Source organism: Steroidobacter agaridevorans (assembly GCF_009932555.1).
Taxonomy (GTDB): Bacteria; Pseudomonadota; Gammaproteobacteria; order Steroidobacterales; family Steroidobacteraceae; genus Steroidobacter; species Steroidobacter agaridevorans.
On the sequence record NZ_BLJO01000001.1, the window covers coordinates 912,775 to 929,708 of the forward strand.

Consider the following 16,934-nt stretch of genomic DNA (forward strand, 5'->3'; position numbering starts at 1 on the left):
CGGTGAGTTATTCATCGCCCGCGGTTCGAGACGCTCAGCACATCGAGGATGAATGGCGTTCGTAAGCATTCCGAACCTGAAACGTCTGGTCGCTCACCCCCTTCGCGGTGGAACAACTTCTTTCCACGCCGGATTCGATTTCCACCCAGGCTCGACGGGCGGCTCGCCCTCGCGCGGAACATAGGGCGACGGCTTACCCGCCTCGAGATCGGGGATGTAACGCGGGCAATTTGGAAAGATGTCGATTGGAGTGACGCGGACCAGCGCTTGTGCGCCCGTGAACTCCTGCATCAGCGGGTCGTCGAGCACGACTTCTGCTCTCGCGTTGACGCGCAGACGCTTGGGCGCCGCGCCCATTCGAATGAACAACAAGCCCACGAACGGATTGACGCCGATGTTTCCAAGGCTCTTGAACATCCCGTTGCCGTCGTAGTCCGGCCAAACCAGAAGATCGGGCCGCACGACGCGCGCGAAGCCGGGCGGCCCGCCTTTGAAGGAACAATCCGGTTGACCGTCGGGAGCCGCGGTGGCGAGAAAGAAGAACTCTACCGATTGGATGAACTCCCGATCGTCATCGGTGAATTCGGAGTGGCGCAGTCGTTCCACCAGGCGATCGGCCAGCGCCGTCGAAGCAAAGTGCTGCTGCAACTCTCGGTTGCCGTCGTGAAACATCGTCATGGGATGCCTCCCGTATCAGATCGAGGCCCATCTTACGCCCATTGTGGATTCAGTTCTTCGGCGCTGGAGCAGCCTCTGACATTGAGGATCACTCTCAGAGCTCGACCGGTCATACCTGCAATGGAATCGCCAAAGCCCAATGAGAAGCTCCGCCTGGTCTCACAGGAGGCTGCGTATTGGTGGATAAGAATGGCGGATGAGCGGCAGCTGACTCGATCGGATCGAAGACAATTGTCCGCTTGGCTCAGGCGGAGTCCAGAAAATATCTCAGCAATCCTGAGAGTGATGGAACTGGATGGCAAGTCTGGGCAGCAACGAGTGGATTCGCTCGGCGGAGCGAATTCGAGCAACGTGTTCCTTGCATGCGGACTCGCGTTATATCCGCCACGGCAGACAAAATCGACTTGTCCCGCGCGGCACGAGCAAGCAGCGGCTGACTTGCTCAGCCTTTCCCTCAGTTCAACCTACCTCGTACATTTCCAGAAAGCGAACCGCCCTGCAAAGCTGGCGCTCGTCGGTGTGTCGCTACTGATCCTGATTGTCTCCATGCTGGGCTTCCCCGGGGCGCTCCCAGTCGCTGGTCTTTCGATCTCGTTCCTTGCCGCAGTCGCATTGAAGGAAGGTGTTGTCAGCTACCGTATCTCTCACGGGCTTTTCGGTAGCACGGCCGCCGAGGCACGACTTCTGCTCCGGTTTCTCATCCAGAACTCCAGCGCCATCGATTTTGACGATCGCAACGGGAAACCGCGGCGAATATTCGAGCCACCAGTTCAATCTACGGGTCGTCAGAAGGTCCCGGCTGGAGCAATTACAGAATGACCGCTATGGATCGCTGGACCCAGCTTGTCGGTAAGGTCGCGGACCTGCTACTCATGAACTCCCCCAACCGCACCGGTTTGGGGGTCGTCCTCGGTTTGGGCGTATACGTCCTTACCCTCATCTTCGAGCCGATGTTGAATAACTTCACACTGCTCAATCTCACCCGCCTGCCTGCCTGGGGCTTACCTGTACTGGGCATCGTGGTGATGAATCTCAGAGCAATCAAGTGCTCTCTAACTGAAGACAGTGTCGGTGACGAGGAGGTCGATGTCGCAATCAAGGTCATTGAGAAGGCAAAGATGTCACCGGGCGCTGCACGACATCAATACATCCTGCTCATCGCGAAAGTCATCGAAGGAATAAAAGTCAAACGCGAGTCTCCACCGGACCTACGGACGGATTAGTCGCACGGACGGCGCCTTTCCGGCCGGACTCAATGACAGTCAAAGCGCCTTCAATTCCACATCCCGCAGCCCGACCAGCACCGCCTCCCCACTCTCACGATCCAACCGGAACTCACCGAAACGCGCGTTGGCGAAACGGGCGGCAGTCCCTTCCTCGAAGAAATAGGCGTTTGTGCCCAGCCACGCGCGGCCGTCGCGAAGGCGATAGCGGATGAAGAGATCGGTGGGGATACCCTGCCCGGCGAGCGTCGCGACGCCGCGCTTGTCGAGCACGATCGGTACGCGCAGGTTCGAGAGATTCTCAGCCAGCGTGTCGGCGAGTTGGTCGGCGAGCTGGAATCGCAACGCCATATAGTCGCCTTGCATGAGCGAGCGAGGATCGACCGGAGCGAGCTCGAGGTAGATGAGCTCGCCGGTGCTGATGATCCGCTCTTTGGCGCGGATCGAGTGATTGACCGCGACCAGGACCAGAATCGCGCCGAGCACCGCGATCGCGCGAGTCAACATCGAGCTCATCATGTCGCGACCTCCTGCTCCGACCCGCGCCGTTGCAGCCACGTCGCCGTCAGCAGCCCGAGCACCCCAAGGGCGACCATGATGCAGGACTTGGTCAGCAGGGTCAGGCCGAGCAGATAGTAGAACTGGCCGACGTGCAACAACGCACCGACACTTGCGATACCGATCAATGCACGACTGCGCAACCGGAATGCGTAGATCGCAGCCAGCAGCGCGCCGGCAGCGCCGAGCAGCGGCCACAGCGCAAGCCAGTTCTTCTGAGGTTGATCGTTCCAGAACATCAGGCTATCGAACGGTTCGGAGATCCAGGTCGCCAGAGAAAGGCTGATGAGCAACCCGGTCAGTGCCGGTCGCGCGATTCGTCGAGCGGCGCCGGGCATCCAGCGGGACTCATTGTTTATAAGCGCGTGAGTGGCCCCGATGATGGGCAGCCAGACGATGAACCAGCCGATGAGCGCGGGCGCCAGAGCCACCTGCGCAGCGTCGTCGTGGGTGCTCGAACCCCACCACGCGAATCGAACCGTCAACGCCCACGCGCAGCACGCGAAGAAAGCAGCGATGGTTTTCGCGAAAGGATTCGGCATCGCGAATAACAGCAGGACCTGCATCGCGCACGTCGCCGCAGCCGTCGTGGCATCGGAGTCAGTAGCGCCATGGGCTGCCCATACCATCGCGAACTGCCCCGCGATCGACAGCGCCAGCGCGAACTGATCGAAGAATTGGCTGTCGCGATCGACAGCATATAAAGCGAACGCCGCCGCCAGCAGCACCAGGCCCATCACCGCAACAGCGACTGGAGACTCCGGCTCGAACAGCGTCGACGCGAAGGCGAGCACACACACGCCGGCCAACCAACCCGATGCGCCGAGCACAAGGCTGATGAACCAGGGCCGGCCGTCCGTCGTATCGGGAACATTGTCGGCGGAGGGTTCGATCAGCTGACGACGCACCAGTTCGTGCCGCAACTCAGCAGCGGTTATCGTTCCGTTCATGCCGCCTCTCCTGCCTGGCGCCACTCCCGGACGAGTGACATCAGCACACGTCCGCTGACCGTGGAGCTCACCGTCAGCCACAGCGCGAGCAAGAAGGTGATGCCGAGATCGCCTACATCAATGTGCTCCATGACAGCGCAGCTGACGATGGCGATCACACTCGCGGCGGTCAGCGCCAAGGGAAACACGTCGTTCCGCAGGCGCATCGCATGAACGACCAAAGCGGCTTCGATCGCCAGCACGAACAACAGAGCCAGGACGTCGAAACCATCCATCATGCTGGATTCCACCGCGTCGATTCCTGCGCCCGTCAAGAAGCCGAAAGCACAAGCGAGCGCCAACCCGGAAACCCAGCGCGCCTCGAAAGCACTCCAGCGCACTCGCCTGCCGAACTCCGCGAGCCACCACAACGCCAGGTTGAGCAGCGCCGGCGCGAGAAGCTCCAAAGACAGGTTGCCACGAAAGGGCGCGAACACCGTCCACAACCACCCGCCACTGGGGCGCCCGCCGAGGAACAGGAGTAACGCGACGTTGAATACAACCAACCACGCGGCGCTGAGGACCGACCACTGCCCCGCCGCGACAAAGGCCAATCCGAGTAGCGCCCAGCTGAGGAACAGCTCATAAACGTCGGCCCCAGTCTGATATGTCTGGCCAAACAATGCCAGCAACGCACCCGTTGCAATGAAAGCCATGAGCAATGCGTAACGACCCAGTGCGTGCGGCGGCGGTTTCCACAATGCCAGCGCGACACTCACGACGATGACAACCTGGATCAGCGCGAATCTGCCGGTGACGCCGATGTCCTGCCAGTTCGCGGCGATAAAGAATACGAGCCCGGCCGCGAGCGACAGCACGCCGGCGAGTTGCAGCACTCGGACAAGAAACAATCGAAACTCGGCGGGCGCCGGCCTCGCCGCCGCCAGATCCAGAACGACGTCGGTTGCCTCGGCCGACAGACCATAGTGAGCCACGAATGCGTCGAGGTCTCTTCTATTCATATTCTTCCCTACTCGCGGGGTCCGCCCCTCGAAGTAGAGAGTCTACAGCCGATCACACCCCGACCGCTCGACAAGCTCTGGGGCCGGAGAGACCGGCCCCAGAGCCGCGTTATGACATCAAACGTCGAGCATCGTGGCTTGCTGTGTGCCGCGGAGGTGATGCTGTCGGAACGCGCTCGATGTCAGCTCCCGTGCGAGAGAGCCGATGTCGTGCCGATCCGCCTCAGTCGTGGCTGCACCCACATGAGCGCTCATGGCGTTGACCAGCAACTCGAGCTCGCGACGAGCATCCGCCGTCGGGTCGCCCACGCCGACTTCGAGTGCGCCGTCGAGCTCTTGGGTTCGTCTGACGGAACCGCGGAACGCGAAGTCCCCGAAGCCATCGAGCACAGGCGATCCGACCGCATCGTGGAGCCACGCCAGCTCGGAAGTCGGACGGGTCAGCACATTCTGCTGCTCTGACGCCGCGAAGGCCCCCGGCAACGGCGTCAAGAGATTGCCGAATGTCGAGGCGGGAATCGCGAATCCACCATCTCCCGGCTGGACGAACGCAATCGCGTACTCGCCGCCCAGGAAGTGCTTGAGCACTCTCACCTCCGCGTTCGCACTGCCATCCACACGGACGAGCAGATCGTCGCCGTCGCGATGGAAGCTCAGGCGCGTACGGGCGATCGAGGCGAAATAGATGTAATCGCTGCCGCCACCGGAGTTGTCGATGGTGTCGCGACCGGAATTCGCCGTGTAGTAATAGTTGTCGTTGCCTGCGCCGCCCATCAGGTAGTCGGCGCCGTCTTCGCCTTTGAGACTGTCATCGCCGGCGCCGCCGATCAGGATGTCGTTGCCCGAATTGCTGAACGAGCCGTTGCCGCCATAGAGGTCGTCGTTGCCGTCGCCGCCCTCGAGCTTGTCGTCGGCGCCGAATGCAAACATCGTGTCATTGCCGCCCAGGCCGCGCATTAAATCCCGGGCACTGCTGCCGAGCATCTGTTCGCCGGCGGCTGTTCCTTGCACCACGTTCGAATAATCGGCGTCATTGCCTGGTGTGCCGCCGCCCGGGCCGCCCGTGCCAGGATCCGCCAACGCATTGATCGCCGCGGTATCCAGCATCGCGCCGACATCGGGTTGCACGAAGTCGATGGCCGCATTGCCGCCCAAGAAATGATTCACCACGCGCACCGTGCTGTTCGCATCGGCATCTACGGTGATGAGCAGGTCGTCGCCCTCGCGGCTGAAATCCAGGCGCGACGCATCGATGCCGTCGTTGAAGAAGATGCCGTCGTAGCCGCCATCCCCGTTGTCGATGGTGTCCTGGCCGCCGCCGTAGACATAAGAGTCATTGCCGATGCCGCCGATCAACGTATCGTTGCCGTCCTGCCCGGCGAGCGTATCGTTGCCTGCTCCGCCCTCCAGCCGGTCGGCGCCCGAGCCCGTGCTGCCGCCGTCGCCGCCAGCGAGATAGTCGTCGCCATCGCCGCCTTGCAGAGTGTCGTCGCCGGTCATGCCGAACATCTGATCGTTGCCGCCCAGACCCTTGATCAGGTCCTTGCCCTGGCTGCCGACCAACTGTTCGCCTGCGGCCGTGCCCTCGATCACCTGGTCGTACTCGCCGCTCTGACCGCCGGCGACGATCTGATTGATCTCGGCCGTGGTGAGATAGTAACCACCGTCGGGCTGGACGAAGTCGATCGCCGCCACGCCGCCGAGGAAATGATTCAGGACGCGAACGGCGGGAATGCTTGCCCCGTCAACGCCGATCAGCAAGTCATCGCCATCACGACTGAACGAGAGTCGCTCCCGCGTAATGCCGTTGATGAAGAACACGCCATCGAAGCCGCCGCCAGCCGTGTTGTCGATGACATCCGAGCCAGTGGTGTCGCTGACGACATAACTGTCATCGCCCGCGCCGCCAATCATAGTGTCGTCACCGCCACCGCCCACCAAGGTGTCGTTGCCGCCTTCGCCACTCAGCGTGTTGGCGGCGCCATTGCCCGCGATGTAGTTGTCCAACGCATTGCCGGTGCCGTCGATAGCTGCCGAACCCTGCAGGAACAGGATTTCCACGTTGCTGCTGAGTGTGTACGAAGCAGTCGTCTGGACCCTGTCATCCTCTCCCGCACCATCGGCTTCCACGACCACATCGGCGCTGTCGTCCACGATGTAGGTGTCGTCGCCGACACCGCCTTCGAGATGATCGACGCCCGCACCGCCGTCGAGGTAATCGCTTCCCGTCCCACCGAGTATCAGATCGCTGCCCGTGCCGCCGAACAACGCATCGTCGCCGTCGAGGCCGTGGATCTCGTCGTCGCCATCCCAGCCGCCCAGCGTATTGTCGCCCGTGTTGCCGGTGATCGTGTTGTCGAGCGCGTTGCCGTTGCCGGTCTCGATGCCCTCGGCCAGGATCAGATTCTCGACGTTGTTGGAGAGGACCAGGTTGGTTTCGTGACGACGCTCGACGGTATCGATGCCTTCATCCGAGTATTCGTAGATCCAGTCGCCGCTGGAATCGTTGATGAAATAATCGTCGCCGCCGCCGCCGTACATATCGTCGCCGCCGCTGCCGCCATCGAGGCGGTTGTGGCCGTCGTTGCCGATCAAAACATTGTCGCCGTCGTTGCCGGCGCCGTGCAGGTCCAGGCTTCCGGTCAGCGTGAGGTTCTCCAGCGTCGAGCCGAGCACGTAGTCGATGCTGGATTCGACGGTGTCGTCGCCCTCCCCAGCCTGCTCCACGACCTCGTCGTTGGCATCGTCGACTACATAAGTGTCGCCTCCCTCACCGCCGACCATCCGATCGGCGCCCGCCCCGCCATCGATGCGATTGGAGGAAGAGTTGCCCGTAATGAGATTGTCGCTCGCGTTGCCCGTGCCACTGTAGGCGCCGGAGCCCTCGGCCAACGTGAGCGACTCGATGTTGTCGGAGAGCGCGTAACTGCTGTGCGCGACAACTGTATCGTTTCCTTCCGCCGCCAGCTCGAGGATGACGTCCGACTCTTGATCGACGATGTACGCGTCGTCACCCGCGCCACCGGCCAAATGATCCTGGCCGGTTCCGCCATCGAGTTGATCCGTGCCAGCGCCGCCCACGAGTTCGTCCGCGCCCGCGCCGCCTTCCAGAATGTCATCGCCATCGAGGCCGTCGAGACGATTGTCGCCCTCATTACCGACCAGGCGATTGGCGACGGCATTGCCGGTCGCGTCAACGTTGCCTGTGCCGATCAGCTCCAGCGACTCGACATTCGCGGCGATGGTGTAACTGACCGAGCTGCGGATGATGTCTTCGCCATCGGACGACTCGGTCACTACATCGCCGACGTCGTCGACGAGATAGATGTCGTCGCCCGCGCCGCCCATGAGCTGATCGGCCCCGGTGCCGCCATCGAGCGTGTCGTTGCCCTCGCCGCCATCCAACTGATCTGCGTCGGCTCCGCCGGTCAGGGCATCGGCGCCCGAGCCGCCGAGCAATATATCCACGCCGTCGCCGCCGGCCAGAGTGTCATTGCCGTCACCGCCGTCGAGTTGATCGTCGCCGGCTCCGCCTTCGAGCAGATCGACATCGGCGCCGCCGCTCAGGACGTCGTTGCCCGCGTCTCCATACAACTGGTCGTCGCCATCGCCGCCCGTAATCTGATCATTGCCATCGTGACCCCGGACCGTATCGTTGCCGGCCAACGCTTCCACGACATTGTCCAGTTGATTGCCAAGGATGACGTCGGCCGCCGTCGTCGCCTTCAGCACTTCCAGATCGAGCGCCGCCGGCGTGATCTCCCACGGCAGACCGTCGCCCTGATCGACTCGAATGCCGGACAACGCCAAGCCACTCACGGGATCGAACCAGCGCTCCAGGCGAATCTCATCGTCCGCGCTGCTGGTGAAGCGGATGACCAGGCTGGTGCCGTCGCGACGGAAGTACACCTCGTTCAACGGCAGGTTGGAAACATAGATCGTGCTGTGGCCGCTCGAATCGTAGATGGTGTCGGTGCCGTCGCCGCGAGCGTGATAGTAACGGTCGTCGCCGGCGCCGCCTTCCATGCGGTCATTGCCCAACCCGCCGATCAGCTGATCGTCACCTTCGCCTCCAGCGAGAAAGTCAGCGTCAGCGCCGCCCCATAACTGATCGGCGCCGCCGCCGCCGTACAAGGAATCGGCACCGGCATCGCCTTGCAGAATATCGTTATCCATGCCGCCGTCGAGGAAATCACTGTCCGCGCCGCCGGTGAGCTGGTCGGCGCCATCGCCACCGCGCAAGTCGTCGGCGCCTGCGTCGCCTTGGAGGATGTCGTTGCCAATGCCGCCGAGGAGGTCGTCGTTGCCCGCGCCGCCGAACAACTGGTCGTTGCCGTCCCCGCCGTCCAGAACATCCGCACCGCCCTCACCGCTCAGATGATCGTCGCCGCCGTAGCCGAACAGTTGATCGTCGCCGTCGCCGCTGGCAAACGTCTCGTTCACCGCCGAGCCGTACATTGCGTCGTTGCCGGGCGTGCTGGGCTGCTGGATCTCCGCCAGAATGCGATTGAGATCCCAGAGTGTGCCATCCTCGAATCGGATCCCCTCGATCACGCCCTCGCGCAGCGCGCCCTGGGCTCCTTCGAATACGTTGCTGATGCGAATGCTGCCGGTCGATGTGCCGGTATTGACATCGATGCGGATCGCCGACACATCGCGGGTGATGGAGATATGCGCCGGCAGAATGCCGCCCGCAAACACCAGCTGATCGTTGCCACGGCTATCGAAGATGACGTCATCGCCGTCGCCGGGACGGTAGACATAACTGTCGTTGCCGCTTTGGCCATAGAGGATGTCGTTGCCCGCCGCGCCGCGAATGATCTCGTTCGCGCTGGTGCCATACAACGTTTCGTTTGCGGCGGTACCGGTGACGAACTTCGCGCCGGACAGCACCGGCTCGACGTCCGGATACATCGCCACCAGCGTCGGCAGGATGCCGTTCATTTCCTGCTGGAACGTCAGCGAGTACACCGACAGTGCACGCAGCGTGTCCCACAGCGCAGCGATGCCCTCCATGTTCGTGCTCGCGCGTAGCACACCGACGTGCTGGACGACCGCCTGCCAGTCGACCATCACTCGCGAGTAGCCGGAGGAGAAGCCCGCTTCGAAAATGCCGGTTTCGCCGTAATCGACTTGAGCGGCGAGCTGCGCGGCGACGTACTGCTCGAACTCTGCATATTCGGCCAGCAGCAAGTTGGATGCTTCCCAGCGCGGGTTCGGATCGTTGGGCGTGTGTTGGTTGCGATACGGCCTGCCCACGATCAGTTCCACCACCGCCATCTTGCGCGCGTCCATGTAGGGACCGCGAGTGGCGGGGTCGATGCCGGTGACCCCTGCCCATTCGAAGATCAACGCTTCGAGCCTGGTCTTGCGTGCGGCCGGATCGGTTTCCGTCAGATAGGCGTCCAGCAACGGCTGTAGCGCCGCGTTGCTCACCAGCGCTTGATGCAAATCGGGAAGATTGCCGAAGGCCTTGGCGTTCGGCGTCTCCGACAGCTCGAACAACGCTTCGATGGAAACATCCACGTTGTTGATGCGACGTGACGAGTCCGATGTGAACCACACGTCAGAGACATTGGCCGCGCTGCCGTCCGCGCGTATGGCGGAACCTACCTGACGATGCGCCTGGCCATTGGCGTCCACGAGAGTGGAGCTCGACCACGCGGTGTTCAATCCTTGCAGGCCTGCCTGCTCCAGCGTGAGCAACTCGCCGGCCTCGCTGACGCCATTGCCGTTCGCATCCCGCCAGATGCGCAGTTGCGCGAAGTTTTCATCGGCAGCGTTGACGATGCCGTCGCCGTTGCTGTCGAGCTCGGCCAACGCTGCGAAACCATTCGCGGCCAAAGCGCCCGAGGCCAGCCGCGTTTGGCTGCCGAACAGCTCGCGCCCGCTATCGATGCTGCCGTTGCCATCCAGATCCCGCACCAGCAAGCCATCGTCGCTGCCCGCCCAAGCGGTCGATTCCTGCATGCCGTTCGCGTCGTGGTCGAAGTAACGGTCGCGGCTGTACGCCGCAGTCTCGACGCCATCGCCATCCAGATCGATCACCAGGGGCGAGACGCGTCTTTCAGGCTCGTCCATGTCCGGGCCGTCCTCGTCGTCTTCTTCGGTTTCGAGGAAGATGCCCAGATCGCCGTTGCTGAAATCGTTGATGGTCAGCCCGCCGTTGATGGTCAACGTGCTGCCGTCGAGTACGTAGATCAAACTGCCGTTGCGATACTCGTTCTCCGGGTCCTCTTCCGTGCGCGTGCCGCCGGTGAGTCGGCGGCGACCGAGGTAGACGCTGCCCCTGCCGTCCTCGTCGGTGATGACGTCCAGAGCGTCGGCGGTATAGGTATCGAATCCCTGGCCGCCGTACATGAGATCGGTGCCGTCCCCGCCCTCGAGATAGTCGCGATCGGCGCCGCCGTAAAGCGTGTCCACGGTGTCGCCGCCGTAGAGCCTGTCGTTTCCCGCTTCGCCATGCAGCTCATCGAAGTCGGCGCCGCCGCGGAGCGTGTCGTCGCCTGCGCCGCCCCGCAAGTCGTCGTTGCCTGTGCCGCCGTCGAGCACGTCGCTCGCGCCCGTGCCTGTGACGTTGTCGTTGCCGCCTCCGGCGATGTAGTGGATGCCGTTGCCGACGTGAGGGCCGAGATAGTCGTGATCGTCCAGATCGACCCCGGTGGTCGTCTCATATTCGCTGATTTCGTCGTTTCCGGTCGTGCCATAGATGATGGGTCGACCGTCTTCGCGAAAATCCGTCGTGCCATTCCAGTTCAGTCGGTCCACCAGATCCACCAGCTCGCCGGTGCGAGTGGCCAGCAGCAACGGGTTGGGCAGCACCGCCCTCGCGGTGTCGGCCTGATAGTCCGCGAAGTCATAGCGTGGCTGCATGGTGCGCTCGCCGGTGAAGCCGATATCGACGGTTCTGCCGATACCGCTCGGATCGACGCCCTCCTCCGTTCCCAGCGCCCAGCCACCCAGCTCGGCAATCCAGTCGCTGGACTCGAAATCGAAATTCTCTTCGCCGGTGTTGGTCCACGGCCGGATGCGAAAATTCTCGATGTACCTCTCGCCGGTTTCGGTGATGATGAAGCGCGCATCGTTCGCCAGCTCGTAGGCCACGGTGTTCCAGATGTAGACACGCTCGGCCCAATCGTCCTGACCATCCGCATAGGCCCACTGCTGTTGCGAGATCAGGGCTGTCGAATTATCGAGCCCGAGCTCCGCGCGCAATTGCTGCTGGGTCAGCTCTCGCCTCGTGCCGGGGGTATGCAGCCCGGATGAAGTGGGCGAGAAGAACAGCTTGATGAACTCGAAGAAGGCCGCGTTGGCAAAGCGGCCCGCCCCGCTCTCCATATATTCGTTGACGTTGACCGTGGTGTGCGCACGCGCATCCGAGGGCCTGATCAACGCATCGTTCGCCAGGTTCTCGGGCGTCGTATCCTGGCCATAGAGATACAGATTGGTAATTTGCTGCGAGCTGGGCAAAGTCATCGAACACTCCTTGTTGACTCGATTGCACGAGGTAGAAACCGACGCGGCTCAGTTGAGCGGGCGACCGCAGTTGGAAATCGCTATATAAGGCTCCATGATTCGGGTGATCATCCGTCCACTCGCATCGAGATAGCGCACCTGATAGCGCACGCGAACGTTCGCGGACGTGATGCCGAACAGCCGGCTGCCGAGGGAGATGCTGCCGCTGATCTTCGGATGCTCCCGCTGCGTCACTTCACAACACTCCGGATTGACCTGCAGGAACTCATCGACGGATCGATATGGAACCGGGTTCTCCGGCTGGAAATAGCGGTCGGCCTTGCGTCCGTCCGGATAGGTAACCACCTCGATCAGCGTCGGCGGGTACGAGGCCAGGATTCTCTTGATCGCAATCTCGATCTTCTCGCGATCCGTCAGCCAGCGCCGCTGCTCGAGACAAAAGCCGGAATAGTTCAATCCCGCGCGCAATCCCACAAACAGCAGCGCCAATCCGAGCGCGACAGCCGCACAACGTTTGAAGAACCGCGCCATCATCTCTCCTTGCTCGATGTTTGTTTACTCATGGACGGGCCAGGCCATGGATAGTTTTCCACCACGAGGGAGTTGAGCCAGTCTCGGATCGCGGGGTCCAGCTCGAACATGCGCTCCAGGGACACTTGCTGCTGGTTGAACAGGTACTTCACCAGCATGTGCTTTCGAAGCCGGTAGTAGACGGTGCAGTCATCGACCAGAATGGATCCGCTGCCGAAGCCGCATGCGGCCACCCACCGCGGCCCTCCAGCGACATTGCCACCAGCAACTTGCATACCGGTGGCCACGCGCAAGCCCTCCTCACGCCGGCCGCAGATCGTCAGTCCCGACGGCGAAGTCATGCAATCGCTTCGCGCGCGCGCCCGATCGAAGGCGCCTTCGTTGACTTCCTGCATGTGTGCACGCCCATCGCTCCGGTACACGCCGATCGCCCTCAATGGCGCGGCGATATGATCCGGGCTCTGCGCGACCAGCAACGAGAGATGAAGCACCTGCGCCCGCGCCGGGTGCTGCTTGCAGCCCTCCGGAGCATCGGGCATGGGAGGACGTGGCAGCTTTTCTGCGCCCGAGTAGACCGGACCGCGCAGTCCCGGAGCGCTGAAGTTGGGAACGCGCATGACCAGATCGCCCAACGCGACGTACAGCATTCCATCGCCACCTCCCGGACACCTGGCGGGATCCAGACGGACCTGGCTGAGCTCCAGATTCCGTTGCGTCTCGCGTGCGGTACGGTCGGAAGGATCTTCCGGTTTGGTACATGCGCCCAGCGTCGCTATGAGCACCAGCATGAAACGTGGACGGATCCACTCGAACATCGCTACTCCATGACTCCCTGCTACCGCTCGCGCATCGACTGTTCCGCCTGGGTACGCAACGGGCTGAGCAGATAGTCGATGACTCGACGTCTGCCAGTCTTGATCTCTGCGCTCAAGCTCATTCCGGCGCTCAGCCGCACTCGCACCCCGTCAATCATGAGCACTGCCTCATCGAGCCGCACTCTCGCGGGAAACACCAGGCCCAGGGTTTCGTCCTGAGCCGCATCGTGCGAGACGCTGGTCAACGTACCGGTGAGATATCCATAACGAGTATAGGGGAAGCTTTCCACTTTGATGGTGACCGGCTGACCCGGCTTCAGGAAGCCGATATCCTTGTTCAACACCGTGGCTTCGACCTCAAGCCCTTCCTCGCTCGGCACGACCGCCAAGAGCGGTTGAGCCGGCGTGACCACCGCGCCGATCGTGTGGATGGCAAGCTGCTGCACGGTGCCGTCCACGGGCGCGCGCAGTTCCATCTGACGATCGCGCTGTCCGGTCTTGCTGACTTCGGGCGTCAGTTGCGCCATCTGTTCGCGCGCCTTGCGCAGATCGTCGAGTGTTTGCTGGCGCGTCTCGGCGATGAGCACGCGCAGCTCCTCCTGCGAGGCGCCGATCGAGGAGCGGACTTCCTGCAGGCGGTTTCGTTGAGACGCCAGGTCGCGCTCGGCAGCGATGCGCTCCTGCTCGAGCACCAGGTAATCGTGACGGCCCACAAAATTGTCTTTGACGAGGCCGGCGTAACTCTCCGCGCGAGTCGTGGCGATCCGCGCCGTTTCCTCGAGCGGCCTGATGGTCGCCGTCAATGTTTGCAATTCCGCTTGGCGCTGGGCGATCGTCGCGGCCAGCGCTTGCTTGCGCGCCTGGAAGGCCTCGAACTGGCTGGTCGCGAGCGCCTGCTCCGATTCGACCCGGCTCGCAGCCAAGTTGCTGACTGTTTCGAGTCGCGGTGCCCGCCCAGTCTCGATCGACTCCGCGAACGCCGCGAGCCGTAGCGATGAGAGCCGTGCATCGGCCTCGGCCTCGCTGGCCTGCTCGAACTCGGCGCTGGTCGCGGTGGCGTCCAGCTCGATCAGCAACTGACCCTGCTTCACGAGCTGGCCATCCTGCACCAGGATCCGCCGCACCACCGCGGTCTCGGCGGGCTGCACGACCTTGGTCCGCGAACTGACGACCGTCCTGCCCGGCGCGACCGCCACGATGTCGAGCTTGCCCAAACACGCCCACAGCAACGCCGTGCAGAAGAACGCAATGATGATTCGCATCGTCCAGCGTGGCAGCGGCGAGACCGGTGTATCGGTCAGCTCCAGATGGGCCGGCAGAAACGCCAGCTCATCCGGCGTACGCTCGACTGGCTGCAAGCGGTGGCGCAGCGACCAGGCGGATTTGAATGCAGCCACATAGCGGGTTACGAACTCCCACACCCCGTCGAAGACATGTTTCATGCCGGCCCCCGCTGTAGCCGGTACAGATGCGCGTAGTGGCCATCGGTGCGCTCGAGGAGCTCGGCATGGCTGCCGCACTCGACGATGCGGCCCTTGTCGATGACCACGATCCTGTTTGCATGCCGGACCGTGGACAACCGATGCGCAATGATCAGCACGGTTCGGCCGCGACAGATGGCGCGCATGTTGGTCATGACAGCGTGCTCGGATTCATAGTCGAGCGCGCTGGTGGCTTCGTCGAAAATCAGGACGCGAGGATCGGTGATCAGCGCGCGTGCGATCGCGATGCGCTGACGCTGCCCGCCCGACAAACTGGCGCCGCGTTCGCCGACCTGCGTGTCGTAACCTTGCGGCAGCTCGGTGATGAAGTCGTGCGCGCCGGCCAGCCGGGCTGCTTCGATCACGCGCTCCAGCGGCATGCCTGGATCGGCCAACGCGATGTTCTCGCGGACGCTGCGGTTGAACAGGAAATTCTCCTGTAACACCACTCCCAGTTGACGCCGCAACCACGCGGGGTCGGCCAGCGCCAGATCGTGGCCGTCGATCAAGACGCGGCCGCGTTCGGGAATATATAGCCGCTGCACCAGCTTGGTGAGCGTGCTTTTGCCGGAACCCGAGCGGCCGACGATGCCGATGACCTCGCCCGGTTGAATATCGAGCTCGATGTCGCTGAGCACCTCGGGCGTATCCGGCCGATACCGAAACCTCACGCGTTCGAAGGTGACCCGGCCTTCGATCGGAGGCAGCGCCAGCCGGCTGCCGACTGTCTCGGTGCGCGTGTTGAGGAGGTCGCCGAGCCGTTCGACCGAGATGCCGACCTGCTGGAAATCCTGCCAGAGCTGCGCCAGCCGCACGATCGGCGCCGCCACCTGGCCGGACAACATGTTGAAAGCGATCAGCTGGCCGACCGACAGCTTGCCGTCGATGACCAGTTTCGCTCCCCAGAACAGCAACGCGATGCCGACCAGCTTCTGCACCAGCTGCACGCTTTGCTGGCCGAGGGTGGCAATGCGTGTGACGCCGAACCCGGCGCTGACATAGCCGGCCAGCTGATTGTCCCAAGTGCGCGTCACTCGCGGGTCGACCGCAGTGGCCTTGATCGTGCCGATACCGGTGACGGTCTCGACCAGGAATGCCTGATTGTCCGCGCCGCGAGCGAACTTCTCATTGAGGCGCTTGCGCAGGACGGGTGTGACTCCCGCCGAGATCAGCACGTACACCGGCAGCGACAACAGCACGATCAGGGTCAACCAGCCGCTGTACCAGAACATTACGGCGATAAACACCACGGTGAACAGCAGATCGAGCACCGAGGTCAGAGCCTGGCCAGTGAGGAAGTTGCGGATATTCTCCAGCTCACGAACACGGGCGATGGTGTCGCCGACCCGCCGTGACTCGAAGTATGCAAGCGGCAATGTCAGCACGTGACGGAACAGGCGCGCGCCCAGTTCGACGTCGATCTTGCTGGTCGTGTGGCTGAAGACATAGGTGCGCAGCCCGGTCATCACGACCTCGAATACCGCCATCGTGACCAGTCCGATCGCGATCACGTTCAGCGTCGTCAGCGCCTGGTGGACCAGCACCTTGTCCATGACGACCTGGAAGAACAACGGCGTGACCAGCGCAAACAGCTGGATGAACAACGAGACGACGAAGACTTCCAGCAGCAGCTTGCGGTACTTCACCACCGCCGGGATGAACCAGGTGAAGTCGAACTTCGCGAGCTCGCCAAGCACCGAAGCGCGCGAGGCGATCTGCAACAGACGGCCGGCGTAGCGCGCCTCGAATTCCTGCATCGAGATCGCCCGCGGGCGTCGCTCGGCCAGATCGTGTATGAGAATTTGCTCGCCTTCGAATCTGGCGAGGATGAAGGGTTCGCCCTCGGGCGCGAGGACCAGGGCCGGCAGGCTGACCAGGCCCACGCGCGCGGCGGGCTGCGCTGTGACTTTGGCCTTCAGGCCCAGCTTTTTCGCTGCCAGCAACAGGGTCGTTTCGTCGAAGCGCTCGCCGGCGCGACCGAACTCATGCGCGAGCTGGCCGGCATCCGCGGCGACTCCATGGAATTGCGCCAGCAGCACCAGGCCGTGCAGGGCGAGATCGCGCGATTCGTTTGTTTGCGCTGCCTTCGGCGCCGAGGTCTCGACGACCGCCAGCGTCGCTCTTCCTTGAGCCATGAAGCGTTCCTTATCCCGCTTGGGTCCGCGTCAGCCGTCGTTGTGCAGCTTTGGCGGACGCCAAGAGTCTGCGACCTGCGGGGTCT

11 protein-coding genes are annotated in these 16,934 nt (G+C 62.8%); 2 read left to right on the top strand and 9 right to left on the bottom strand.

The window, feature by feature from the left end; translation table 11 throughout:
- Window positions 1–93: 93 nt before the first annotated feature.
- Entirely contained in the window at window positions 94–678 is a 585-nt protein-coding gene (locus GYH35_RS04010) for a pyridoxamine 5'-phosphate oxidase family protein (RefSeq protein WP_161827697.1), read from the bottom strand.
- Between the two features lie 285 nt (window positions 679–963).
- Here GYH35_RS04010 and GYH35_RS04015 point away from each other — a divergent pair, with 285 nt between their 5' ends.
- Together GYH35_RS04015 and GYH35_RS04020 are read left to right on the top strand one after the other, a co-directional pair.
- Complete coding sequence (locus tag GYH35_RS04015; protein ID WP_235936691.1) at window positions 964–1,497, top strand: hypothetical protein; 534 nt, start codon at window positions 964–966, stop codon at window positions 1,495–1,497.
- Window positions 1,498–1,502: 5 nt separating this feature from the next.
- On the top strand, window positions 1,503–1,901 hold the full coding sequence (locus GYH35_RS04020; RefSeq protein WP_161814417.1) for a hypothetical protein: 399 nt from the start codon (window positions 1,503–1,505) through the stop codon (window positions 1,899–1,901).
- Between the two features lie 39 nt (window positions 1,902–1,940).
- On the opposite strand, the gene GYH35_RS04025 is transcribed toward GYH35_RS04020, so the two are convergent.
- The 8 genes from GYH35_RS04025 to GYH35_RS04060 all read right to left on the bottom strand — a co-directional run bounded on the left by GYH35_RS04025 (window position 1,941) and on the right by GYH35_RS04060 (window position 16,848).
- Entirely contained in the window at window positions 1,941–2,420 is a 480-nt protein-coding gene (locus GYH35_RS04025; protein ID WP_161814418.1) for a GDYXXLXY domain-containing protein, read from the bottom strand.
- A complete protein-coding gene (locus tag GYH35_RS04030) occupies window positions 2,417–3,409 on the bottom strand; it encodes a DUF4401 domain-containing protein (RefSeq protein WP_161827699.1) in 993 nt (330 codons plus the stop codon). The genes GYH35_RS04025 and GYH35_RS04030 overlap by 4 nt, the downstream gene beginning before the upstream one ends.
- On the bottom strand, window positions 3,406–4,410 hold the full coding sequence (locus tag GYH35_RS04035; protein ID WP_161827700.1) for a DUF2157 domain-containing protein: 1,005 nt from the start codon (window positions 4,408–4,410) through the stop codon (window positions 3,406–3,408). Before GYH35_RS04035 ends, GYH35_RS04030 begins: the two co-directional genes overlap by 4 nt.
- 117 nt (window positions 4,411–4,527) lie before the next feature.
- Window positions 4,528–11,886, bottom strand: coding sequence for a calcium-binding protein (locus GYH35_RS04040; RefSeq protein ID WP_161827701.1), 7,359 nt, complete (start codon window positions 11,884–11,886; stop codon window positions 4,528–4,530).
- 48 nt (window positions 11,887–11,934) lie between these two features.
- Window positions 11,935–12,417: a hypothetical protein gene (locus GYH35_RS04045; RefSeq protein ID WP_161814422.1), complete on the bottom strand. Its 483-nt coding sequence runs from the start codon at window positions 12,415–12,417 to the stop codon at window positions 11,935–11,937.
- Window positions 12,417–13,232: a hypothetical protein gene (locus GYH35_RS04050; RefSeq protein WP_161827702.1), complete on the bottom strand. Its 816-nt coding sequence runs from the start codon at window positions 13,230–13,232 to the stop codon at window positions 12,417–12,419. The genes GYH35_RS04045 and GYH35_RS04050 overlap by 1 nt, the downstream gene beginning before the upstream one ends.
- 20 nt (window positions 13,233–13,252) lie before the next feature.
- Window positions 13,253–14,674 carry an HlyD family type I secretion periplasmic adaptor subunit gene (locus tag GYH35_RS04055; RefSeq protein WP_161827703.1) on the bottom strand — a complete coding sequence of 474 codons (1,422 nt, stop codon included), beginning with the start codon at window positions 14,672–14,674 and terminating at the stop codon, window positions 13,253–13,255.
- Window positions 14,671–16,848: a type I secretion system permease/ATPase gene (locus GYH35_RS04060; protein WP_161827704.1), complete on the bottom strand. Its 2,178-nt coding sequence runs from the start codon at window positions 16,846–16,848 to the stop codon at window positions 14,671–14,673. Before GYH35_RS04060 ends, GYH35_RS04055 begins: the two co-directional genes overlap by 4 nt.
- Window positions 16,849–16,934: the final 86 nt, after the last annotated feature.